We start from the raw sequence: 22,574 nt of genomic DNA on the forward strand, positions 1-22,574 counted from the left end.
ATGAAAAAAAATATATCTCAGTATACAGCCATTTTATTTTTTTTAATAACAGCTCTATTGCAAGCACAATCCCGCAATGAAAATTATATAATAAACCGTATTTTCAAATCTCCAATGACTGAGGTTAGCGGGGTTAAAAGCAGCAGTGATGTACAGGAGAATATTACTTATTATGATGGTTTGGGACGTCCCGTACAAACCATCGCTATCAGGCAGGGCGGAGATGATTCTAATATTATTACTCCTATTGAATACGATGGTTTTGGCAGACAGGAAAAAGAGTATTTACCATTTACTGCTGCAAACAATAATTACAATAAAATAGATTCTCAAGCAGCTTTAAATGCTGTGCAATCCTACTACCAAACAGATTCGTATGAAAATACAATTTATCCATATTCACAAAAAAAGTTTGAAACTTCGCCATTAAACCGTGTTTTAAAACAAGCAGCTCCGGGTAACGATTGGGCAATGGATAGCGGACATGAAATAAAAATAGAATACCAGACCAATACTGCAGACGAGGTAAGATTGTTTGAAGTAATTACCACATGGAATGAAGCATCAGGAGTGTACGAGATTTCTTTTTGGGACAATGGAAATTATGACAAAAATGAATTGTACAAAACAATTACTTATGACGAAAATACAGTCGCCAATCCGCTTGAAGAAGACGGAAGCACAGTAGAATTTAAAAATAAAGAAGGGCAGGTTGTTTTAAAAAGAACCTATGAGTCTCGTAAAAAATACGATACGTACTATGTATACGACGAATACGGTAATTTAACCTATGTGATTCCACCAAAAGCGGAAGGAGCTATTACAGAAGACATGCTAAACAATTTATGTTACCAATACCAATACGATTATCGCAATCGAATGGTGGAGAAAAAACTTCCCGGTAAGCAATGGGAGTTTATCGTTTACAACAAACAAAATCAGGTTGTAGCGACGGGACCTGTTAATTCTCCTTTTCAGAATGAGACTGCATCGGGCTGGTTCATTACCAAATACGATGCTTTTGGCAGATCCATATATACAGGCTGGGTTAGCGCATTAGTCAATACACAGTCGAGACATAGTTTACAGCAAGAACAAAATACTTTTATTCCGGTAGTAGAGACTAAACCCGGTTCTGTTATAATAGAAGGAATTACTGTAAAAGGAAATGCTGCACAGCCAAAATCAGGTCTTAAGATTCTAACAGCAAATTATTATGATGATTATGAGTACGCAAAAATAAATTATAGGCCATACTTTATTGGTGGACAGCAAGTTGATTACGATAATTACCATTTGACAACCGGTATATGGACAAGAGTACTAACAACTGCAGCTGCACTGTCGGGAGAAACAACCTATCTATTTTATGATACAAAAAAGAGAAAAATAGAAAATCTTATAAACAATTATTTAGGCGGTTTTACCCGAATAGATCATATGCTCGATTTTACTGGCAAAACGCTTACTAAATTTACAGCGCATAGATTGGATACCTCAAAACTTATTACTGAAATATTAGAAAAATTTACTTTTTCGGAACAGGACCGTTTGCTGACCCATACCCATAAAATAAATGCTGAAGCAGCACAACTCCTGTCTAACAACCATTATGATGCAATAGGCAGACTCGAGCAAAAAGATGTAGGCAATACTGTGACAGACCCACTGCAAAAAATACTATATGCTTACAACATCAGAGGCTGGCTTACTCATATAAACGATGTTCGGACAGAGCCGGGAACCAGCATTGGCCCCGATATATTTGCCATGAGATTAACGTATAATAGTTTGTATATGGCAAAAGACAACGCTAAACCTTTGTATAACGGAAACATATCTGGAATTCAATGGAGAACAATTACCGACGGCGGCGTGCGACGATCTTACGATTACCACTACGACCAGTTAAACCGCTTAATCGAAGCAGTCTATCATACACCAAGACTTACAGACAATAAAAATTATTTTGGAGAAAGCTTAGGATACGATAAAAACGGAAACATCCTAAAACTCCAGCGCAAGTTTATGGCAGGTGTTTCGAGCAACCCCTATGCAGACAATATGGATGATCTGGATTATTTTTATAAACCCGAATCCAACCAGCTCACAAAAGTAACCGACAAGTCTAACAACCCTCAGGGATTTAAAGACGACAGCGACGGCTACAACGACACCGAAGACGATTACCAATATGATGATAACGGAAATCTCATAAAAGACCAAAACAAAAACATTACCCAAATAACCTATAACCATCTTAATCTGCCCAAGAAAATAACATTTGCAACAGGCAGCACGATTGATTATATTTACAATGCAACAGGCGAAAAAGTAGAGAAAATTGTCACGGATAATGGGGTTGTAACCAAGACGAATTATTTAACAGGTTTTCAGTATAAAAATGGTGTTTTACAGTTTTTTCCAACGCCAGAAGGCTATGTGCGAAATACCAGCACAACCCCAGGAACGTATACCTTTGGGTACGTGTTTAACTACACCGACCATTTGGGCAATGTACGCCTCAGTTATTTTAAAAACCCAAAAACAAACAAACTGGAGGTTCTAGAAGAAAACAATTACTATCCTTTTGGCTTAAAGCATCAAGGGTATAATACAGATAATTTACAGCCAAATTACAAATATAAGTACAATGGCAAGGAACTCCAAGACGAGCTGGGACTTGCGATGTATGACTATGGAGCACGCAATTATGACCCTGCTCTTGGACGTTGGATGAATATTGACCCATTGGCAGAGAAATCTCGTAGATTTAATCCATATACATATGCTTTAAATAATCCTATTTATTTTATTGATCCTGATGGAATGATGGCAGAGCCGCCCGTTGGGTTTGATGCGGAACAAGGGCAAATTCATAAAGATAAGGATGGAAGCTGGATATATAATAAAGAAACCACTACTTGGGTTGGACAAGATGGAGCAGCAGATATAGGTAATACTATAGAGTTGAACAATGTGAGCATTAAAGGTTATAAGAGTAATTATGTTTCTTCAGGTGAATATGGGCCAGACAAAGATTTTGTACACGCAATAGCTTTTGCTGGTATAGTTACCGCACCTATATTAGGAGCTGCAGGTGGAGGTGCGTATCTATTATCAGAGACAACAGCAGCACTTTCGCAAATAACTTTTGGCTCTGCAGCAACAAATATGTTTTCAAATGCAACGGCTCAATTTCTTGCAAATGGAGGGAATTTGGGAGAAATAAATATGGTTTCCACTATTAGCTCTGTAGTACCAGGGGTAGGTCCTGCTATTTTTGGAGAAACTATTACTTGGACACCTAATCGTTTAATAGATGGTAAAAGTCCTACTACCCCTGACTCATTTAATAAATGGACAGTTCAAGCTGGTTCTGCTGTTCTGGCTAATCGTTTTGGAAAAGCAACCGATAATTATCTATCGGGTTCAAGTTTTGGAGAAGCGATGGTTAGAGAGTATTTTAAAGGAATTGCAACAGTTGGAGCTAATTCAGCACCAAGCTTAATAAAAAAATAATTATGAAAGTAAAAATAAAAGCGCTATTAATTCTAGGTCTTATGTTATCTTTTTTTTTGTTTGCATATATAAGAACTTATATGTACGAGAGAAAGTTAAAAAAAGAAGGTGAAATCACAATTGGTAGAATTGATAGTATTAATCGATTGCCAAAATGGTCAATTATATATGTTTCATATTATATACAAAATAAAAATTACAATTATCATCAGGATGATTTACATACAGGAATAACGAAAAAAGATATAGGAAAGTTTTATGAAGTTAAATATTTATTAAGTTCTCCTGAGATAATCAGAGTGAATTATTACAAACAAATCAAAGATACTATAGCGATTTTAAAAGCTGGATTTCCAAGAGAAGAAATAGTAAGTCCGCCAAAGTAAAACACTACCGAATTTAAAATTTAAGTACAATGGCAAGGAACTTCAAGATGGAGTTAGGGCTTAATATATGAATATTGACCCAGCTATTTTTGGAGAAACACTTACTTGGACTCCTAATAATGTTATGGCTGGTGATGGCATTCAAACACCAGATTCATTTAATAAATGGGTTGCTCAAGCGGGTTCAGTAGCTCTTAGTAATCGTTTTGGAAAAGCAACGGATAATTATCTGTCGGGTTCAAGTTTTGGAGAAGCAATGGTTAGAGAATATTTTAAAGGAATTATAGCAATAGGAGCAAATTCTGTTCCACAAGAAGTAAAATAATTATGAAAATTAAAACAAAAGGTATATTAATTTTTGGACTTATGCTTTCTATTTTTTTAGTTGCATATATAAGAAGTTATTGGGCTGACGAAGAATTAAGAAAAGAAAGTGAAATGAAAATTGCCAGAATTGATTCAATTTTTGTGCCTCCCAAGTGGTCTCCAACCATATACATATCATATTATATTGGTAAAAAAAAATATACTTCTTCTAAAAGTGATGTACAATATAAAAGTTCTAAAAAAGACATTAAAAAATTCTATGAATTTAAATATTTACCAAACCATCCTAAAATAATTAGACTAAATTTTTCAAAACAAATCACAGACACAACTGCTATCTTAAAAGCGGGTTTTTCAAGGGAAGAAATTGAAGGTAAGTAAATAGTAATTTTAAGATATTCTATTCGTGGGAGCTAATTCAGTCCCACAAGAAGTAAAATAGTTATGAAAAAAAGGTGTAAAATCAATATTAGTACTCAGTCCTTTGGCCTTTATTTTTGCTTTTTTATATATAATTAGTCATAGGACAGATACTAAATTACAAGAAAAAGATAAAATAACAACAGGCAAGTTTGATAGTATAAAGGAATATCCTAAACGTTTATATTTCGTTTTGTCTTATTATATTGGAAATTAAAAGTATACTTCTTTTGAAAGTGTTTTACATAAAAGAATTTCTAAAAAAGATATTGATAAATTTTATAAAATGGTATATCTGACTGATTCTCTTGAAATTATTAGCGGAATTTACTCCAAAGAAATTATAGATACGGTAGATATCTTAAAAGCTGGATTTCCATGGGAAGAAATACTAAATTCGTCAAGATAAAGGGTAGTGTTCCAAAGTTAGTGATATGAGGTTTTAGACTTCTACTCCTGACTCATTTAATAAATGGACAGTTCAAGCTGGTTCTGCTGTTCTGGCTAATCGTTTTGGAAAAGCAACGGATAATTATCTTTCAGGAAGTGGTTTTGGAGAGGCAATGGGAATAGAAGTATTTTAAAGAATAATAGTTGTAGGAGCTAATTCAGTTCCACAAGAAGTAAAATGATATGAAAAAAAATATAAAATTAATATTAGTGCTGAGCCCCTTGGCTTTTATTTTTGTTTTTGCATATATAATTAGCCATAGAACGGATAATAAACTACAAGAAAAAGGTAAAATAACAATAGGTAAATTTGATAGTATACAAGAATATCCTAAACGATCATACCTAGGTTTGTCTTATTATATTGCAAATAAGAGATATACTTCCTTTGAAAGTAGTTTGCATAAAGGGATTTCTAAAAATGATATGGGTAAATTCTATAAGATATTATATTTACCTGATTCTCCTGAAATTATCAGAGGAATTTACTCAAAAGAAATTATAGACACTGTAATTATTCTAAAAGCTGGATTTTCAAGAAGTGAGATAGGAAATTTGCCAAAACAGAAAACTGTTAAATAAAAAATATAAGTACAAAGGTAAAGAATTGCAAGACGAGCAGGGACTTGCGATGTATGACTATAGAGCACGTAATTACGACCCTGCTCTTGGACGTTTGATGAATATTGCCCAGCGATTTAATCAAATGGCAGATTCATTTTATGATAAAACTAGTGATGTTTCTTTATAATTTTTCATCTATTCCTGGTCTTATAGCTGGACAAAAGAGGCTGCGAATATGCTCATTTAATTAATTCGGTTTCGGTTTGGGCTACAGGAAGTGTTAATTCTTCTAACCTTTTAGGAAACTCTAAAGGCTTTATGAATTCTGTTAATAGTCTATCGCAAGGCGAGAACCTATTATACAATGGAATTTCAACATATGGAACATATGGGACAATCAATAATGGAATTTCAGCTTATAATAATCTAAAAAAACAATAACAATGATATTTAAAAGGAATAACCAATATTTACTATATAGAATCTTATTATCTCATATTTTGATTTTATTTATTGCTATAGGTGGAAATTTAACTTATACTAATTTTTTACCGATATGGATTTTATTTGTAATGCTTCCTAACTTAATGCTTTCTTTTTTTAAAAATTTGAAGACTATAGAAACTAATCATGAAGAGATAAAGCTGGTATTTAATATTTATTTTTTTAAAAGAGTTAGCGAATCTTATCTATATACTGATATTAGATTTACATATAAAGACGAATATGAAGGATCAAATTCAAGAGGAATGAAGTTTAGGATTTATGGAAAGGATAGTAATAAAAGTATTATTAGTTTAGGTGGTCTTATTGATGGATGGTCTGAAGAAAAAATAACTGAAATAATAATGGAACTACAAAAAAAAGGAATAGAAGTGCTATAAAATGGAAAAGAATAAAAAAATAAAAATTTTGGCTTTTAGTTTAGGCTTAAGCATATTTTGGTCAATTTATTTGCTGTATAAAAGAAGAGGTGAATATTTCACAAATAATGATTATTCAACAATAAGTTTAATATGCATTTTTGTAATTGGATTGTTTTTCTATTTTATAAAAAAATGGAATAATAAAGAATAGCTGTGCCAGCAATGTGCTACCCGATGGAAGTCAATCTTTATTCTAGTGTCAGCAATATAGGCTGAAAGTGGTATAAAAGTCTTCCTGGATTAAATGTTTCAGGTGGTTGGAAAACCACTCTAGTGCAGATATGTATAGTTCACTCTGTTTTGGACAAACTGCAGGTAATGCAAAATAAAATTCAATAAATTATGCTTAAGAGGATCGTACAAAAAATTAATTATATATCTAAAAAAAAATCTTATTGGAATTTATGGATTGTTATTGTACCATTTCTAGGAGTTTTAATATATAATGAAATTAAATTAAATCCCTTAGAAAAGGGTAATTATACTATAGGTTTAGTAACTAAGAAGTATTGGCCCATATTATCTCATAAAAAAATAATTTATACTTATACGGTAAATGGAGTGGATTATAAAAATGGGCAAGTATATTTAAGTGCAGAAGAAGGAAAACGTTATTTAATTCAATATTCATTAGAAGATAATAGTATATCAGATATGTTTCAAAATATTCCTGTTCCAGATAGTATCAAAGAAGCACCTAATGGAGGCTGGAAAGAATTACCAATATGGGCAGAAAAGAAATGAAAAAATGCTTAGAGAAATATTCCACTCTCTGAAAAGTTCCAGTAAAAACCCTGCTCTTGGACGTTGGATGAATATTGACCCATTGGCTGAAAAATCTCGTAGATTTAATCATATACATATGCTCTAAACAATCCAATTTATTTTATTGATCCTGATGGAATGATGGCAGAGCCACCTGTTGGGTTTGATGCGGAACAAGGGCAAATTCATATAGATGGTTTTGGATAAGCTGTAGTGAAAGATATTTTAAAGGAATAATAGCAGTAGGAGCTAATTCAACTCAAAACTTAGTAAAAAAATAAAGTTATAAATCATGGAAAAAAAAATAAAGTTAAATTGGGGGCATTTCATACTATTAATTTCGTTTAGTTCAATAATTTGTTTTGCTATGAGAGATACTTTTATAAAAAACGAAATAGAAAAAAATGGAAAAGAAATTATTGTAAAATTTACATTAAAAGATAAACAACCTAAAATAACAAGCTTTTATTTTGCTTATTTTATAAATGGAAAAAAAATTAGTAGCGCAAATTCTGGGATAAATTATTCGATTTCAAATTCGGAAACAGAAACAAGAAGCATAGATAACTTAAAAATCAATGCTTTTTATTTAGCTAAATCTATATCTAAATATCCTACAATTATAATTGTTAATCCATTAAAACAAGTTACTGACACTATAGCGATTTTAAAAGCTGGATTTTCAAGAGAAGAAATAATAAGGTTGAAGTTCAGTAGGATGAATTAAATGTTAGAGAAAGAGAAAATAAAATTAAAGATGAGCAGGGAGTGAATGCTAGAATAAAACCGAAAGTAGTTAATTAAAAATACAAAATCATGAAGTTGAAATTAATAAACTTTTTTGTATTTTTTTCTGTTATCTTGTTCTGAACAAAAGAAAATTATAACAAGTAAATTTAATAGTAGAATTGCTATTGTTAATAGTTCTGAATATATAAAATCGATTACGAGGAAAAATTATGATCCATGGAACCCTAATAAATTAGAGTTAAACATAATTGATGCTGTGTTAGAAAAAGCGGAGCAGCATTTTCTGACGGAGGAAACAATCGAAACCCAAGTTCGTTACATAAAGGAGGTAGAGATGTATCTTGGATAGATTTTGGAGGTTCGGTAAGCGCTGACTACTAGAAATAATCACCAAGGGTTACCAGTCATCACAAACTCTCCAACTTCAACTGACGTTAATGTATCCAAAACTGTACATTTTAATCAGAACATGGCTAATCAAGGAATATTTTGCACCCCTTTTTTTCTAAAATACATAAAGAAATAAACAACCTAACATATGAAAAGCATATTTTTAATAATTATTATATTTTCAGTCTTAAATTGTAATGTGAAAAATGAAACTTTAAAATCTGATAATCAATATTTAGAGTTTTTTTACTTCAAAGGAAATAAACTTTTTCCTTTTAGACTTAATTGTAAATCTATACGAAGCGAAATGTTTAGAGATGACGTAAAATATAAAAAAATAGAAGATGAAAAATACATTGAAAGATTCATAAAAGAATATGAAAAACTAAAAATTGAAGAAAAGCAAAGTGAAATAGATGTGCGTATGCAAATAATTTTTCATAATGGAAAAATCACAGATACTATTTGCATGGGAAGTCATTTCGGTATCAAGATTAATGGAGTAAGGAAAAATGATTCCAAATCTTTTTTATATTTAATTCAAGAAAAAATGTATGAATCTGAAAAATAGATAAAGGATTCAGGGTGTAGCTCTTTTGATCTTATTGTTCATTTAGATGAAAAGCTTACACAAAATCAATTCAATGTCGTACTTGATTTATAAGGGCTTTGCATAATGAAATAAAAAATATCAAGGTAAAATAGCGATAAATTTTAAACTTGATTATAAGTATGACGGTAAAGAACTGCAGGACGAACTCACAGGCAGATTCTCAAAATGCTAGTAGTCCATATAGAAATAAACACACAGCACCGCATTAATTTTTTTAAATTGGTTTTTTTTACAACGATTTCGTGAATTTATTTACGACTTTTTACTAAAACACGATAAAAATCACATTTTTTGTAACCAATGCCTAATATTTTTATAAGATGTAAATGTAACTTTTCATCTTATGATACAAATAAACAAGTGGATAATTGCGATAGCGGGAATGCTTCTACAATTGTCAATAGGTTCTATATATGCGTATAGTGTATGGATCAACCCAATTCACACTTTAAACGGATGGGATAGTAACCAGTTAAAGCTTTCTTTTAGTCTGGCAATTTGTTTTTTGGGGCTTACCGCAGCATTTATGCAGCAATTTACCCGCCGGATAGGACCTAAAAATGCTGGATTGCTTGCCGCCTTATTTTTTGGACTCGGACTAGCGGGCAGCGGTTTTGCAATAGCAGAAAAATCACTTTTTTTATTTTATATCTTTTATGGAGTAATTAGCGGGATCGGTCTTGGATTCGGATACATTACTCCGGTTTCAATTGTTGTAAAATGGTTTCCAGAAAAACCCGGCTTTGCTGGAGGCTTGGTCATAATGTCTTTTGCTTTGGGATCTATAATTGCCTCAGCAGCAATATTGCCGTTAGTGCATCTTTTTGGGGTCTCGTGCGCATTTTATGTGCTGGGAGCTTTTTATTTTTTGCTAATGACAATGGGATCGTTGTGTTTGTCGGTACCCGCTTCTTCTGATGCCGTAAAAAGCATAAAACAAACTTCAATTCCATTAAAGGATTTATTAAAAGACAATCGGTTTTATAGTCTTTGGCTGATGCTTTTTTTAAATTCGACCTGCGGCATTGCGTTAATTTCAATTGCTGTGCCAATGGCAAAAGAAATAATTCATATCGATGATCGGCAAGCGGTTCAGTTTGTTGCTTTAATTGGTTTTTTTAACGGATTTGGAAGATTGTTTTGGTCCAGTATGTCGGATAAAATTGGACGCTGGAACGTATTTTTCCTCTTCTTTGCTTTAGGTGCCGTTTGTTTTATAATATTAAGTCAGGTAACGGCAGTACTTGTATTTCAAATTTTGGTTTTTATTATCATAAGCACCTACGGCGGCGCTTTTGCAACAATGCCCGCTTTTGTCAAGGATATTTATGGAGCCGATAAAATGAGCACGCCATTTGGTTTTATACTTATCGCTTGGTCTGCCGCTGCTTTTGCAGGCCCTTTTCTCATTTCTTTTCTTAAGGACTATACGCTGATTTTTTACTTTTTTGGAGGAATATTAGCTGCAACATCGGTATTTTGTGTATTAATAAAATCGAAAGTATTTCGTCGATAACGATTGCGTTTTATTTTTAAAAAACCCTGATTTACTGATTATTATCATATTATTTTGGCGTAATATTCATGAAATTTGTGTAAGATAAATCTATTAAACTAATTGAATTATGAATGCAAGTATCGAAAAAACCGTATTTACATTTGGCAGATGGAAAACGTCATTAAATGTTCAGGATTTTGTAATAAAAAACAGCACCTCTTATCTTGGAGATGCATCTTTTTTAACCGGACCTTCGGTAAAGACAACAAAGTTGTGGGATATCTGTAAAGAAACTTTATTAAAAGAAAGAGCCAATAACGGATGTCTGGCAATCGATGTTGAAACGATATCTTCTATAAATGCTTTTAAACCAGGATATATTAATAAAGAAAATGAAGTTATTGTAGGATTACAAACCGATCAGCTTCTTAAAAGAGCCATGAAACCTTTTGGAGGTATTAAATTGGTAGAGTCTGCCGTAAAAGAAAGAGGATTACAAGTTTCTGACCGTGTTATTGATATTTTTAAATATGCTAAAAATCATAATGAGAAAGTCTTTGATGCTTATGATAAAGAAATTAGAGAGTATCGTTCTAAGCATATCCTGACCGGTTTACCAGATAACTACGCACGCGGCCGTATAATTGGCGATTTCAGACGTGTTGCATTGTATGGAGTAAACCAGCTTATTGAATTTAAAAAAGAAGATTACAATAAAGTTTCGGGTTCAATGACCGAACATAAAGTGCGACTGCGCGAAGAAATCTCAAGTCAAATCAGTGCGTTAAAAGACATGCTGCAAATGGCAGAAGCTTACGGCTTTGATATTTCGCTTCCTGCAGAAAATGCCAGAGAAGCAGTGCAATGGGTTTATTTTGCCTATTTAGCTGCAGTTAAAGAACAGGATGGAGCCGCAATGTCATTGGGCAACGTGTCGTCTTTTCTTGATATTTATATAGAAAGAGATTTAGCAGAGGGTCTAATTACAGAATCTGAGGCACAAGAATTGGTCGATCAATTTGTGATGAAGCTTCGAATGGTTCGTCATTTAAGACCAGGAGCTTATGATGAAATATTTGGAGGCGATCCTACTTGGGTTACAGAATGTATCGGCGGTATGTTTAATAACGGAAAAACAAAAGTGACCAAAACATCATTTAGATTTCTTCAAACCTTGTACAATCTGGGAGCATCTCCAGAACCCAATCTAACGGTTTTATGGTCTGAAAAACTGCCGGAAGGATTTAAAAAATTCTGTGCACAAGTTTCTATAGATACATCTTCAATTCAATATGAAAACGATGATCTAATGAGAACCGAAAGAGGTTCTGATGATTATGGTATTGCCTGCTGTGTATCCCACCAGGAAATAGGGAAATCGATTCAGCATTTTGGAGCTAGAGCCAATTTGCCAAAAGCCCTTCTGATTGCCTTAAATGGCGGAAAAGAAGAAAGAGGCGGTGCATTGATAATGAATGATATCCCGAAAATTACCGATGAGGTATTAGATTACAATGTGGTAAGTAATGTTTTTAAACGCACTTTAAAAGAATTAGCTCGAGTATATGCTAAATCAATGTATATTATTCATTATATGCATGATAAATACTATTACGAAAGAGCACAAATGGCACTTATAGACTCAGATCCGCATATTGATATTGCTTATGGCGCTGCTGGAATTTCGATTATTGCAGATTCCTTATCAGCAATAAAATATGCTAAAGTAAGACCTATCAGAAATGAAAAAGGTCTTACGGTAGACTTTAAAATAGAAGGTGATTATCCGAAGTTTGGTAATGACGATGATCGAGTGGATGAAATAGCTAAAGAAATCACCTCTTTTTTTATTAAAGAGCTTAGAAAGCACGAAACGTATAAAAATGCGACACCAACCCTTTCTTTACTAACTATTACGTCAAATGTTATGTACGGAACCAATACAGGTGCCACACCAGACGGACGTAAAGATGGAGAATCTTTTGCACCAGGGGCAAACCCAATGCATGGGCGTGATTGCAGCGGAGCGATTGCTTCTTTAAATTCTGTGGCAAAACTTGAATACAAAGATGCTCAGGACGGTATTTCAAATACATTTTCTATGATTCCGCAGTCATTAGGAGATACAAGACAAGAACAGGTTAGCAATTTAGTGGGAGTCTTAAGCGGATACTTCAAACAAATGGCGCATCACTTAAATGTTAATGTATTAAACCGCGAAACGCTTCAGGATGCTTACGAACATCCCGAAAAACATCCGCAGTTAACAATTAGAGTATCTGGTTATGCGGTAAATTTCACCAGATTATCAAGAGCGCATCAGTTAGAAGTGATAGCGCGTACTTTCCACGAGGCTATGTAATTCAAGAATTGTGGTAAAGTCAAAAAAGGCTGGCTGTAGTTGGCCGGCCTTTTTTTATTATTTAAAAATTAAAAGTTATGAATAAGCAATCCTCAGATATTGAGCTTCTTAAGTTGAATATTTTTAATCCGGATCAATTAAAAATACATTCTCTTGAAACTTTTGGAACCCATGACGGTCCAGGAATAAGAATGGTAGTATTTGTACAGGGATGCCAGTTTAAGTGTCTGTATTGCCAAAATCCTGATTCTATTGATGTCAAAGGAGGAACCTTTATAAAAATAGAAGAACTGGTTCAAAAAGCAGTACGTCAAAAAAATTATTTTGGAGCAGCGGGAGGCGTTACCGTTTCGGGAGGCGAACCCTTACTGCAAAGAAATAAATTGATTCATTTTTTTAAATTACTGCACGAGCAGGGAATTAATACCTGTCTGGATACTAATGGAAGATTGAACAATCATGAAGCTCAGGAACTTTTTGATCATACCGATATTTTATTATTGGATGTAAAACATATCAATGATGACATACACCGCAAATTGACAGGTTTGACCAATAAAAATACTTTAGAAGTTGCTGCCTACCGTGAGTCAACAGGGAAAACGATGTGGCTGAGATATGTGCTGGTTCCAGAATGGACAGATCAGCCGGAATATTTAGAAGAATGGGCAAATTATTTTTCGAATTATAAAACGGTAGAACGTGTTGAAATTATTCCTTTTCATCAACTTGGCGCACATAAATGGGAAGGTCTCAACAGGCCTTATCTGCTTAAAGATGCTTTACCTCCAACTACAGAAAGCAAGGCAGCTGCATTTAAAATCTTTAGTAAGTATTTTAAAAATGTAGTGCTTAAATAATTAAAGGTTTCCAAAAGTAGATTTTTCGTATTTCTATTTTAAAAACGCAATAACAATTGTAAACTAAAAGTATCGTTTTTGTTCATTTTTATTAAAAACATATCTATTTCTGTATCTTTGGATGAAAAATTGGAAATACTATAAAATGAACTGGGAACAACTTTTATCACTAAAACGACAAGGAGACACAAGCAAAAGATTACGTGCAGAACAAGATGATACCCGATTAGGATTTGAGGTAGATTATGATCGAATTATATTTTCGGCCGCTTTTAGATCTTTACAAGATAAAACCCAGGTTATTCCGCTTTCTAAAACAGATTTCGTTCATACGCGCTTAACACACAGTTTAGAGGTTTCGGTTGTAGGGCGTTCGCTTGGACGTTTAGTTGGAAAAAAAATTATTGAAAAATATCCTTACTTACAAGAAGTTCATGGTTATCATATGAACGATTTTGGAGCAATTGTTGCCGCCGCTTCTTTGGCGCACGATATAGGAAATCCGCCTTTTGGACATTCTGGAGAAAAAGCGATCGGCGAATACTTTTCTATCGGAAACGGACAAAAATATAAAGACCAGCTTACCGATAAACAATGGCAGGATTTAATTGATTTTGAAGGAAATGCCAACGGATTTTCGGTTCTTACCGCAAGCCGTCCGGGAATCGAGGGAGGGCTTCGAATTTCATATGCCACTTTGGGGGCTTTTATGAAATACCCAAAAGAAAGCCTTCCGAAAAAACCAACAAAAAATATAGCGGATAAAAAATACGGTTTCTTTCAGTCTGATAAAACGTTTTTTGAAGAAGTAGCCCAAGATATGGGAATGATCCCTAATAAATCGGGAGGAGATATTGGTTTTGAAAGACATCCGTTAGCTTATTTGGTTGAGGCGGCAGATGATATCTGTTATACCATCATCGATTTTGAAGACGGAATAAATTTAGGTTTGGTTTCTGAGGATTATGCTTTAGAATATTTGATTAATCTGGTAAAAGGCAGTCATTACTGGAAAGAAAAATACCAAAACCTGTCGACCAAAGAAGATCGTATCAGTTATTTGCGAGCCTTAGCAATTGGAACTTTGATTAATGATGCTGTAGATGTTTTTATTGAAAATGAAGAAGCAATTCTGGCAGGAAAATTTCCGTTTGCCTTGACCGATAAAAGTAAATACAAAGCGCAGATTGATGACATTATAAAATTAAGCGTAGATAAAATCTATCAGAGCCGTGAAGTGGTAGAGAAAGAAATTGTAGGTTATCAGATTATTCAAACACTGCTGGATAAATTTATCACAGCCTTTAATAATAAATACGAAGAAACAGCTTCAAACTACGATAAATTGATTTTAAAAATGCTGCCAGAAAAACATCATTTAGAGAAAACCAACTTATACGACCGTTTATTGCACATTTGCCATTACGTTTCACTCTTAACTGATGGAAACGCCTTAGAATTATTTGAAACGATTAACGGCAGAAAAAAGAATTAATTCGGTTGAATAGTACTAAAAAGAAAACATCCCATAAACTAGTTTATGGGATGTTTTTAATTATAATCGTTGTGCAATTATTGAAAAGCGTATACCAGACCAACACCTAAAACTTGTCTCAACTGCATTCTAGGTCCGTCGTTTACTTGCGATTTTGTTCCAGTTGTGGGATCAACAACATCTTTTTTGGTTTTAATATCGTCGTCATAAACCAAATGCACGCCGATATTGGCTTTTACATACGCATTAACCACAAGATCTAAACGGGTATCGTAATCAATATCGACATTTCCGAATTTGTTCAGATAGTCGGTGTAAAGACTTAATCTGTTTTCATAAAAAACGTTTTTATAGATTTCGCTTTTCATGTAGCCAGTAAAAAGAATACCAAATTCGGCTTTTACTTTCTGTCCTTCTTCAATTAGAATCTGCGTATTAGGATCTAAAGGATCTGCCATGTAAACGGCTTTTTTAACCCCGAAAGCTCCCTGATTGGCTAAGTTCTGATCTAAAACTAAAGTAGTCTTTAACGTAATAGGAGAGAAATAAAAAGTTCTGTTTTTCTTTTTGTTCGAATTCTCAGCTCCAGCTCCCAGGAAAATATAAGCAGGAGCAAAAGGTTTAGAGATTGCTACATCTCGGTTGGGATAATTGTAACCGTTTGTAAACTGCGTGTTGAAATTAAGCTTTGCAGAGTAAAACCAATTTGAAATAGTATCTCTTCTATAGCCGTATGTTGAGTTAAACTGCACTGCATCGTCTGTTTTTCTTAATTCGATTCCGTCTTGTTTATTTAAACCATATTTAACAATAAGTTCGTTTGCCCACTTATTGTTCTCTTTCAAGTAAGTTCTGTTAAACTCGCCCTTAAACAAACCCGAAATAGAACTTGTTCCCCCGGCACTCCAATTGACAAAAGCAATTTCGGAAATATCAAAACCAAGCTGATTCTTTTTTAACCAGTTAGAAGGCGCTTTAGGCACTTGATTAGGACTCAAAGTAGTTTGTATAATCTGGGCAAAGTTATTAGAAGTACACAAAAGCAGTAATAGCAAAAGGGTAGAACGCAATAAATTCATTATGGTAATTTTAATATTTTGGTGGTGCAAAATACTTATTTTGCACCGTTAGAAAAAAGATTTATTAAACTTTTAACGTCAATTTTACACAATTGTTGTAATTGTTCTACAGTTCCCTGTTCAATAAAATGATCGGGAATACCTAGATTTTTGATGTTATTTTTATAATTAGAAGCAGCAGCAAATTCTAAAACAGCACTGCCAAAACCCCCGTTCACAACACCGTCTTCTATGGTAATAATGGTATCAAATTTTGAAAATATTTCATGTAATGTTTTGATATCTAGTGGTTTGATAAAAGAAAAGTCATAATGCGCTATGGTTTCAGAATTTAGACATTCCTGAAGAGCCAAAATTACATTATTACCGATTGTTCCTGTTGATAAAACAGCCGTTTTAGTGCCGTTTTTTAAGCAGTCTGCCTTGCCGATTTCAATGGGTTGGTAGTGTCCGAAATTTTTTACTTCCCAATCAGGAATAACGCCTCTTCCTCTCGGGTAACGAATCGCGATCGGATGATTTAATCCAGTTTGTACGGTATACAAAATGTTTTGCAGCGCAATTTCATTAATCGGCGCATAGATTATCATGTTCGGAATTAATCTCAAATATGCAATGTCAAAAACACCGTGATGTGTGGCACCGTCTTCGCCGACTAATCCCGCGCGGTCTAAGCAAAAGACAACAGGAAGATCTTGCAGTGCGACATCATGAATGACCTGATCATAAGCACGCTGTAAAAAAGTAGAATAGATATTGCAATACACAATCATACCCTGTGTTGCCATTCCGGCAGCAAGTGTTACTGCATGCTGTTCTGCAATACCCACATCAAAAGCGCGATCTGGAATTTCGTCCATCATAAATTTCAACGAACTTCCAGAAGGCATCGCAGGCGTGATTCCGATAATTTTTTGATTCTTTTTGGCTAAATCTAAAATGGTCAAGCCAAAAACATCCTGATATTTTGGAGGAAGGTTTTCTTCTGATTTTAAATGAATTTCTCCCGTCGAAGCATCAAATTTTCCCGGCGCATGATATTTTACCTGATTCTCTTCGGCTTGCTGCAGTCCTTTGCCTTTGGTAGTTACAATATGAAGGAATTTTGGGCCTTTTATCTTTTTTAATCGATTTAATTCTTTGAGTAAAGTCGGAAAATCATGTCCGTCAATTGGTCCAGAATAATCAAAATTCAACGATTTTATAATATTATTCTGTTTTGGATTTTTGCCGTTTTTTACCGCAGTAAGATACTTTTTCAACGCGCCGACACTTGGGTCAATTCCGATCGCATTATCATTCAAAATAACCAAAATATTAGCATCGGTAACTCCAGCATGATTTAAGCCTTCAAAAGCCATTCCGCTGGCAATAGAAGCATCGCCGATAACTGCAATATGTTCTTTGTTTAAATCTCCTTTTAACTTAGAAGCAATCGCCATTCCTAAAGCTGCCGAAATAGAAGTCGACGAATGCCCGACACCAAAAGTATCGTAAATGCTTTCGCTTCTTTTTGGGAAACCCGAAATGCCTCCTAATTGTCTGTTGGTATGAAAATTTTCGCGTCTTTCGGTCAGGATTTTATGTCCGTAAGCTTGGTGCCCAACATCCCAAACCAATAAATCTTCGGGAGTATTAAAAACATAATGCAATGCAATGGTAAGTTCTACAACGCCTAAGCTCGCGCCCAGATGGCCTTCTTTTACAGAAACAATGTCAATAATAAAATCACGTAATTCCTGAGCAGCTTGCGGCAGCTGTGCCTCAGAAAGTAAACGTAAATCGGCAGGATTTTTTATGTTCGAGAGTAAATTGCTTTTCATTGTACGGAAAAAAGCAAATTTACGGTTTTAAATTTAATTTCTTTTACGGCCTGTTATTTCAATAAAATAGGAACAGAATACTGCATCCTGATTTTTTTTCCATTTGCTTCTCCAGGCAGCCATTTAGGGCAAAGATTCAAAACCCTGATAATTTCTTTTTCTAGAGGTTCTTCAACTGCTGGAGAACATTCAAGAAACGATACAGCGCCATTTTTTTCTACGGCAAAGGCAAGTGTAAAATTGAGTTTCCAATAATATACGCCTTCTGGTTTTTTATATTCCTTCATAAAAAAGGTATGAAATTGGTCTATGCCTCCTGGAAATTCAGCGTTTTTAGGAGTTTCACTCACTTTATTAGAAGAAATCTGCTCTTTGTTTTTTGAGGATAATGTTTTAGGAGAAACGGTTATTGAATCTGATTTTATTTTCTTGTTTGGCTTTTTTTCTAATAGCACAGTCTCGTTTGATTCTTTTGTTGATCGACTCGGAGAAGCATTATTGGAGCTGTTTTCACTTTTAGAAATTTTACTTTCGCTGACATTGGTCACCGAAGTATCAGCTGTTTTTACAACATCGACATCGCTATTCTTTTTGCTGTCGTCTTTACCGTTACAGCCACAGAAAATCAATCCTGTCACAATTGGCAACAGGATAAAAAACATTTTACTGCAGTTTCCAAGATAAGTTTTGATCAAGGCTGTTTTGCATTGTTTTTTCATGTTTGAATAGCTATTGGTAAGCTGTATTTAGTTTTTGTTTTTTTTCCATTTTGTTCGCCAGGAATCCATTTAGGCGATAAACTTAAAACACGGATTATTTCCTCTTTTATCTTTAAATCAACCTCTCTTGGAAACTGAAATGAAGACAGCGATCCGTCTCTTTCGATTACAAAACTAACGACAATCCTGGTTTTTGGAATTTCTACATCTTCTGGAAATTTAAATTCGTTACTAAAAAAATGATAAAAACCAGCAATTCCGCCTTCGAAATAAGGACTTGTTTCAATTGCTGCGCCTGTGTAATAGACGGTTTCATCTTCTTTTATATCATCTTGCACAGCTTTTTCAAGTGATTGACTGTTGTCGTTCGAAGTGATTGCTGAGCAATCTTTAGCTTTTGATTCTGCAAATTTTATGTGATTATCTTTTGATTTTTTGGTTGTATTTTTTTGAACGGAATCATTTAATTTAGGAGTAGTTTCGGTTGTAAAAGAGTTTATTTTGACAACAGTATCTTTTATAATTTCAATCTTATTAATTTTTCTTTTGTTACCGTTTTTATCTGCGCAGCTAAACAAAGTAGTTCCCATTGCAATAAATAATGCCAGTAAAAATATTTTATGATAATGGGTCTGCGAATATAAAACGTGATTTGGAATTTGAATGGTAAGAAGTTCTACTTGAGAACTTTTAAACCTTCCGCAAATCTGCTCATTTCTATGTTCAGCAAAATAAGACTGCATTTCCTCAGGAAGCATTGAAGTAAAATCAACAACCGTTTTAGAACAACTCATACAGAAACGACCCTTTTCATTTGGAGTCATTTCGTCCCAGTTTTCATGACAAGGTTCTGGAATGGTGATTTTGTATTTATTTTCCATTACTTTACTGTTTAAATGAAATCGGCAAACTCATATTTGATCTCACAACGCGATTGTTTATTTTTCCAGGAATCCATTTTGGATACATTTTTAAAACCCTTACAGCTTCTTCTCCAGTTCCTGGTCCTGCATCTCTTAAGATTTTGAAAGTACTCAATGTTCCATCTTTCTCTACTACAAAAGTTAAGTATATTTTTCCTGTACCGTTGATATTTTTCGGAATACTATAATTGGCATTCACAAAAGAATAAAATTTATTCATTCCGCCCTGAGGATTTGGCATTTCATCGAGAGAAAATGTATTAAAAAGACCGTCATAGTCAATAGGAATATCTTCTGAATTTTTACCTATGTCAACAGGAGCTATTTCTCCAACTGCCATTGAGTGATAATCTTCAGAGTTTTTTTTAAGTGTAATTGGTAAAGTATAAGAAGATCGAACAATACGGCCTTTTAATTTTCCAGGAATCCAATTCGGAGCTTTTTTCAAAACATTGATCGCTTTTTCGCCTATATCTTTTGGTGTATTTTTGACAATATTGAAATTACTCAAACTGCCATCTTCTTCTATAACAAATAAGATAGCTATTTCTCCTCGAAATTTTTCTGTTTTGTTTTGCGCAGCATATTCTTTATTAAAAAAATCAAAGAAACTTTTCATACCGTTTTTAGGAACTGGTAAAACATCTAAATCAGATGCACTGTATATTGTGTGATATTGAAACGTTCCTCTTTCATCAAATGGAAGAGGCATTATTAATTTTCCCACAATTTTGATTTCGTCGTCTTCAGTTTCAGTTTTAGTTTTTCGTTTTTTAGATTCGAATTCATGTCCATAACACCAAGAAACAGGTTCATTATCGTCTTCATTTTGCGAAGCATTATCAACAATTTCGATTTTATCTATTTTATTTTTGTTGCCGTCTTTATCGGCACAGCTAAACAAAGTGGTTCCCATTGATACAAACAATGCTAATACAAACATTTTGTAATAATTGGTCTGCGAATACAAAACACGACTCGGAATCTGTATTGTAATCGTGTCTAACTGTGATTTTCTGAATCTTCCGCAAACACTTTCATTTTGATTTTGGATGAAAAAATGCTGAATTTCCTCTGGCATCATAGCCGTAAAATCTACAACGGTTTTAGTACAACTCAAACAAAAACGGCCATTTTCGTTTGGCGTCATTTTGTTCCAGTCTTCGTGACAAGGCTCTGGAATGGTGATTTTGCACTTGTTTTCCATAGAAAGAATTTTGAAATAAATGTAATAAAAAATAGATAGCAAAACAGCACATTATAGCCACCCGGTTTTGAATACTCAATTTATGCTCGTGAACTAATTATTTTTATTATTTCGAAAAACTATCTCAAAAATGTATTTTTGCAGTTATGATAAATCCTTTCACCGACGAGTATTTTATGAAAAAGGCTTTGCAGGAAGCTGAAATGGCTTTTGAAAAAGGCGAGATCCCTGTTGGAGCCATAATTGTGGTTGCAGATAAGGTTATTGCACGAACGCATAATTTAACCGAATTGTTGAATGATGTTACCGCTCACGCCGAAATGCAGGCCATTACTTCGGCAGCAAATTTCCTTGGCGGAAAATATTTGAAAGACTGCACACTTTATGTTACTCTGGAACCTTGCCAGATGTGCGCCGGCGCTTTGTATTGGAGTCAGATCTCTAAAATTGTTTTTGGCGCGCGAGACGAACAAAGAGGATTTTTATCAATGGGAACCAAACTGCATCCTAAAACTACTGTTGTTTCTGGCATTATGGCAAATGAAGCGGCCGATTTAATGAAGCGATTTTTTCTGGAAAAACGTAAGTAAACATAAGACTATTATGACCGATTTTTCAATAATAAAAAATGTATTCCACATCAGAGAATCCGATGGTTTTTCAGATGATGAGATTCAGGTTGTTAAAGATATTTTTGGACAGCTTCCGGAGGTTTTTGTGGATTATTATAATCAATTGGGAAAAATTCAAAGTTTGAATCATACGCAGGATTCGTTGATTGTTCCAGAACGTTTTCAATATTTTACACACAACGACTATCTGATATTTTATATTGAAAACCAGAGAGCCTGCGTTTGGGGAATTCATAAAGATGATTTATCAAATCCGAATCCGCCGGTTTATATGAGTTATGATGAAAAAGAATGGAATCTGGAAACAGAAACTTTGTCGGATTTTTTTACTGCAATGGCATTTCTTCAGGCTGGTTTTGCTTTAGATTTTACCTGTGATACTTTTTATGAATTAGAAACGGAGGATTTAGATTTTATTACTCAAAAATTTTCAAACAAAGGCGTTTCATTTCGACAATGGGCAGCAGGAATTCAATTTTATGGAAACAATGATGATGATGTTATTGTAATCATGAGTAACAATCAGCTTTATTATGCATCAAATACAGAGCAGCATTTTATTGAAATGGATGAAATTTTGTCAAAACTCGGAACAAAATTTTAAAATTTCTTATGTAAATAAGCGGCTAGCCCAGATGGAAGCGGCATCCTTTTTCCTGCTCCTTTAGCAGGGAAAAGATAGAGCGGACAGCTGGAATATGCTCCTTATTAACCCTCAGTGCCTTCTAAACTTCAACAAAAGTTAAATAATCATTATTAGCGAATTTTCTTCTTAAAGGGATTGCAAAATATTATACTTTTATCTTGATTTAATTTGTATTTTGTTATAAAGCTTTAATAGCAAATCATTTCCATTTTGTTAA

At 33.9% G+C, this 22,574-nt stretch carries 22 protein-coding genes; 17 read left to right on the top strand and 5 right to left on the bottom strand.

The window, feature by feature from the left end; all coding sequences use genetic code 11:
- The 15 genes from C4F50_RS10375 (at window position 1) to C4F50_RS10440 (ending at window position 15,328) form a co-directional block, all read left to right on the top strand.
- Entirely contained in the window at window positions 1-3,522 is a 3,522-nt protein-coding gene (locus C4F50_RS10375) for a DUF6443 domain-containing protein (RefSeq protein ID WP_193846619.1), read from the top strand.
- A gap of 2 nt (window positions 3,523-3,524) precedes the next feature.
- Window positions 3,525-3,908 (top strand): hypothetical protein, encoded by a 384-nt coding sequence (locus C4F50_RS10380; RefSeq protein WP_193846621.1) that lies wholly within the window; start codon window positions 3,525-3,527, stop codon window positions 3,906-3,908.
- A gap of 67 nt (window positions 3,909-3,975) precedes the next feature.
- On the top strand, window positions 3,976-4,233 hold the full coding sequence (locus C4F50_RS10385) for a hypothetical protein (protein WP_193846623.1): 258 nt from the start codon (window positions 3,976-3,978) through the stop codon (window positions 4,231-4,233).
- Between the two features lie 2 nt (window positions 4,234-4,235).
- Window positions 4,236-4,616: a CHASE3 domain-containing protein gene (locus C4F50_RS10390; RefSeq protein ID WP_193846625.1), complete on the top strand. Its 381-nt coding sequence runs from the start codon at window positions 4,236-4,238 to the stop codon at window positions 4,614-4,616.
- 325 nt (window positions 4,617-4,941) lie between these two features.
- Window positions 4,942-5,064, top strand: coding sequence for a hypothetical protein (locus tag C4F50_RS25780; RefSeq protein ID WP_255521128.1), 123 nt, complete (start codon window positions 4,942-4,944; stop codon window positions 5,062-5,064).
- A gap of 224 nt (window positions 5,065-5,288) precedes the next feature.
- Window positions 5,289-5,687: a hypothetical protein gene (locus tag C4F50_RS10395; protein ID WP_193846627.1), complete on the top strand. Its 399-nt coding sequence runs from the start codon at window positions 5,289-5,291 to the stop codon at window positions 5,685-5,687.
- Window positions 5,688-5,712: 25 nt separating this feature from the next.
- Window positions 5,713-5,856 carry a hypothetical protein gene (locus tag C4F50_RS10400; protein ID WP_193846629.1) on the top strand — a complete coding sequence of 48 codons (144 nt, stop codon included), beginning with the start codon at window positions 5,713-5,715 and terminating at the stop codon, window positions 5,854-5,856.
- A gap of 256 nt (window positions 5,857-6,112) precedes the next feature.
- Window positions 6,113-6,553, top strand: coding sequence for a hypothetical protein (locus tag C4F50_RS10405; RefSeq protein WP_193846631.1), 441 nt, complete (start codon window positions 6,113-6,115; stop codon window positions 6,551-6,553).
- A gap of 384 nt (window positions 6,554-6,937) precedes the next feature.
- Complete coding sequence (locus tag C4F50_RS10410) at window positions 6,938-7,339, top strand: hypothetical protein (RefSeq protein WP_193846633.1); 402 nt, start codon at window positions 6,938-6,940, stop codon at window positions 7,337-7,339.
- Window positions 7,340-7,652: 313 nt separating this feature from the next.
- Window positions 7,653-8,087 carry a hypothetical protein gene (locus C4F50_RS10415; RefSeq protein WP_193846635.1) on the top strand — a complete coding sequence of 145 codons (435 nt, stop codon included), beginning with the start codon at window positions 7,653-7,655 and terminating at the stop codon, window positions 8,085-8,087.
- Between the two features lie 561 nt (window positions 8,088-8,648).
- Window positions 8,649-9,071 (top strand): hypothetical protein, encoded by a 423-nt coding sequence (locus C4F50_RS10420; RefSeq protein WP_193846637.1) that lies wholly within the window; start codon window positions 8,649-8,651, stop codon window positions 9,069-9,071.
- Between the two features lie 385 nt (window positions 9,072-9,456).
- Window positions 9,457-10,629, top strand: coding sequence for an L-lactate MFS transporter (locus C4F50_RS10425; protein ID WP_193846639.1), 1,173 nt, complete (start codon window positions 9,457-9,459; stop codon window positions 10,627-10,629).
- A gap of 109 nt (window positions 10,630-10,738) precedes the next feature.
- On the top strand, window positions 10,739-12,973 hold the full coding sequence (gene pflB, locus C4F50_RS10430; RefSeq protein ID WP_193846640.1) for a formate C-acetyltransferase: 2,235 nt from the start codon (window positions 10,739-10,741) through the stop codon (window positions 12,971-12,973).
- A gap of 77 nt (window positions 12,974-13,050) precedes the next feature.
- On the top strand, window positions 13,051-13,833 hold the full coding sequence (gene pflA, locus C4F50_RS10435) for a pyruvate formate-lyase-activating protein (protein WP_193846642.1): 783 nt from the start codon (window positions 13,051-13,053) through the stop codon (window positions 13,831-13,833).
- A gap of 145 nt (window positions 13,834-13,978) precedes the next feature.
- On the top strand, window positions 13,979-15,328 hold the full coding sequence (locus tag C4F50_RS10440; RefSeq protein WP_193846644.1) for a deoxyguanosinetriphosphate triphosphohydrolase: 1,350 nt from the start codon (window positions 13,979-13,981) through the stop codon (window positions 15,326-15,328).
- Between the two features lie 77 nt (window positions 15,329-15,405).
- Here the strand turns inward: C4F50_RS10440 and C4F50_RS10445 are convergent, their stop codons facing one another.
- Genes C4F50_RS10445 through C4F50_RS10465 form a run of 5 tightly spaced genes read right to left on the bottom strand, consistent with a single transcriptional unit; the run spans window position 15,406 to window position 21,079 of the window.
- Complete coding sequence (locus tag C4F50_RS10445) at window positions 15,406-16,407, bottom strand: DUF3078 domain-containing protein (RefSeq protein WP_193846646.1); 1,002 nt, start codon at window positions 16,405-16,407, stop codon at window positions 15,406-15,408.
- Between the two features lie 35 nt (window positions 16,408-16,442).
- On the bottom strand, window positions 16,443-18,230 hold the full coding sequence (locus C4F50_RS10450) for a 1-deoxy-D-xylulose-5-phosphate synthase (protein WP_193846648.1): 1,788 nt from the start codon (window positions 18,228-18,230) through the stop codon (window positions 16,443-16,445).
- 53 nt (window positions 18,231-18,283) lie between these two features.
- Entirely contained in the window at window positions 18,284-18,949 is a 666-nt protein-coding gene (locus C4F50_RS10455; protein ID WP_193846650.1) for a hypothetical protein, read from the bottom strand.
- Complete coding sequence (locus tag C4F50_RS10460) at window positions 18,946-19,830, bottom strand: hypothetical protein (protein ID WP_193846652.1); 885 nt, start codon at window positions 19,828-19,830, stop codon at window positions 18,946-18,948. Before C4F50_RS10460 ends, C4F50_RS10455 begins: the two co-directional genes overlap by 4 nt.
- 4 nt (window positions 19,831-19,834) lie before the next feature.
- Window positions 19,835-21,079: an energy transducer TonB gene (locus C4F50_RS10465; protein ID WP_193846660.1), complete on the bottom strand. Its 1,245-nt coding sequence runs from the start codon at window positions 21,077-21,079 to the stop codon at window positions 19,835-19,837.
- Between the two features lie 146 nt (window positions 21,080-21,225).
- Here C4F50_RS10465 and C4F50_RS10470 point away from each other — a divergent pair, with 146 nt between their 5' ends.
- A complete protein-coding gene (locus tag C4F50_RS10470; RefSeq protein WP_193846662.1) occupies window positions 21,226-21,669 on the top strand; it encodes a nucleoside deaminase in 444 nt (147 codons plus the stop codon).
- Window positions 21,670-21,682: 13 nt separating this feature from the next.
- Complete coding sequence (locus C4F50_RS10475; RefSeq protein WP_193846664.1) at window positions 21,683-22,315, top strand: hypothetical protein; 633 nt, start codon at window positions 21,683-21,685, stop codon at window positions 22,313-22,315.
- The last annotated feature ends 259 nt before the right edge of the window (window positions 22,316-22,574 follow it).

It is taken from the genome of Flavobacterium hungaricum (assembly GCF_015182285.1).
Lineage (GTDB): Bacteria > Bacteroidota > Bacteroidia > Flavobacteriales > Flavobacteriaceae > Flavobacterium > Flavobacterium hungaricum.

Bases quoted from the DNA above. Each gene is read 5' to 3' on its own strand.
- C4F50_RS10415 (WP_193846635.1), top strand. From the start codon at position 7,653: ATGGAAAAAAAAATAAAGTTAAATTGGGGGCATTTCATACTATTAATT.
- pflB (WP_193846640.1), top strand. From the start codon at position 10,739: ATGAATGCAAGTATCGAAAAAACCGTATTTACATTTGGCAGATGGAAA.
- C4F50_RS10455 (WP_193846650.1), bottom strand. From the start codon at position 18,949: ATGAAAAAACAATGCAAAACAGCCTTGATCAAAACTTATCTTGGAAAC.
- C4F50_RS10410 (WP_193846633.1), top strand. From the start codon at position 6,938: ATGCTTAAGAGGATCGTACAAAAAATTAATTATATATCTAAAAAAAAA.
- C4F50_RS10445 (WP_193846646.1), bottom strand. From the start codon at position 16,407: ATGAATTTATTGCGTTCTACCCTTTTGCTATTACTGCTTTTGTGTACT.
- C4F50_RS10375 (WP_193846619.1), top strand. From the start codon at position 1: ATGAAAAAAAATATATCTCAGTATACAGCCATTTTATTTTTTTTAATA.
- C4F50_RS10475 (WP_193846664.1), top strand. From the start codon at position 21,683: ATGACCGATTTTTCAATAATAAAAAATGTATTCCACATCAGAGAATCC.
- C4F50_RS10440 (WP_193846644.1), top strand. From the start codon at position 13,979: ATGAACTGGGAACAACTTTTATCACTAAAACGACAAGGAGACACAAGC.
- C4F50_RS25780 (WP_255521128.1), top strand. From the start codon at position 4,942: ATGGTATATCTGACTGATTCTCTTGAAATTATTAGCGGAATTTACTCC.
- C4F50_RS10470 (WP_193846662.1), top strand. From the start codon at position 21,226: ATGATAAATCCTTTCACCGACGAGTATTTTATGAAAAAGGCTTTGCAG.
- C4F50_RS10465 (WP_193846660.1), bottom strand. From the start codon at position 21,079: ATGGAAAACAAGTGCAAAATCACCATTCCAGAGCCTTGTCACGAAGAC.
- pflA (WP_193846642.1), top strand. From the start codon at position 13,051: ATGAATAAGCAATCCTCAGATATTGAGCTTCTTAAGTTGAATATTTTT.
- C4F50_RS10405 (WP_193846631.1), top strand. From the start codon at position 6,113: ATGATATTTAAAAGGAATAACCAATATTTACTATATAGAATCTTATTA.
- C4F50_RS10420 (WP_193846637.1), top strand. From the start codon at position 8,649: ATGAAAAGCATATTTTTAATAATTATTATATTTTCAGTCTTAAATTGT.
- C4F50_RS10425 (WP_193846639.1), top strand. From the start codon at position 9,457: ATGATACAAATAAACAAGTGGATAATTGCGATAGCGGGAATGCTTCTA.
- C4F50_RS10395 (WP_193846627.1), top strand. From the start codon at position 5,289: ATGAAAAAAAATATAAAATTAATATTAGTGCTGAGCCCCTTGGCTTTT.
- C4F50_RS10460 (WP_193846652.1), bottom strand. From the start codon at position 19,830: ATGGAAAATAAATACAAAATCACCATTCCAGAACCTTGTCATGAAAAC.
- C4F50_RS10390 (WP_193846625.1), top strand. From the start codon at position 4,236: ATGAAAATTAAAACAAAAGGTATATTAATTTTTGGACTTATGCTTTCT.
- C4F50_RS10380 (WP_193846621.1), top strand. From the start codon at position 3,525: ATGAAAGTAAAAATAAAAGCGCTATTAATTCTAGGTCTTATGTTATCT.
- C4F50_RS10450 (WP_193846648.1), bottom strand. From the start codon at position 18,230: ATGAAAAGCAATTTACTCTCGAACATAAAAAATCCTGCCGATTTACGT.
- C4F50_RS10385 (WP_193846623.1), top strand. From the start codon at position 3,976: ATGAATATTGACCCAGCTATTTTTGGAGAAACACTTACTTGGACTCCT.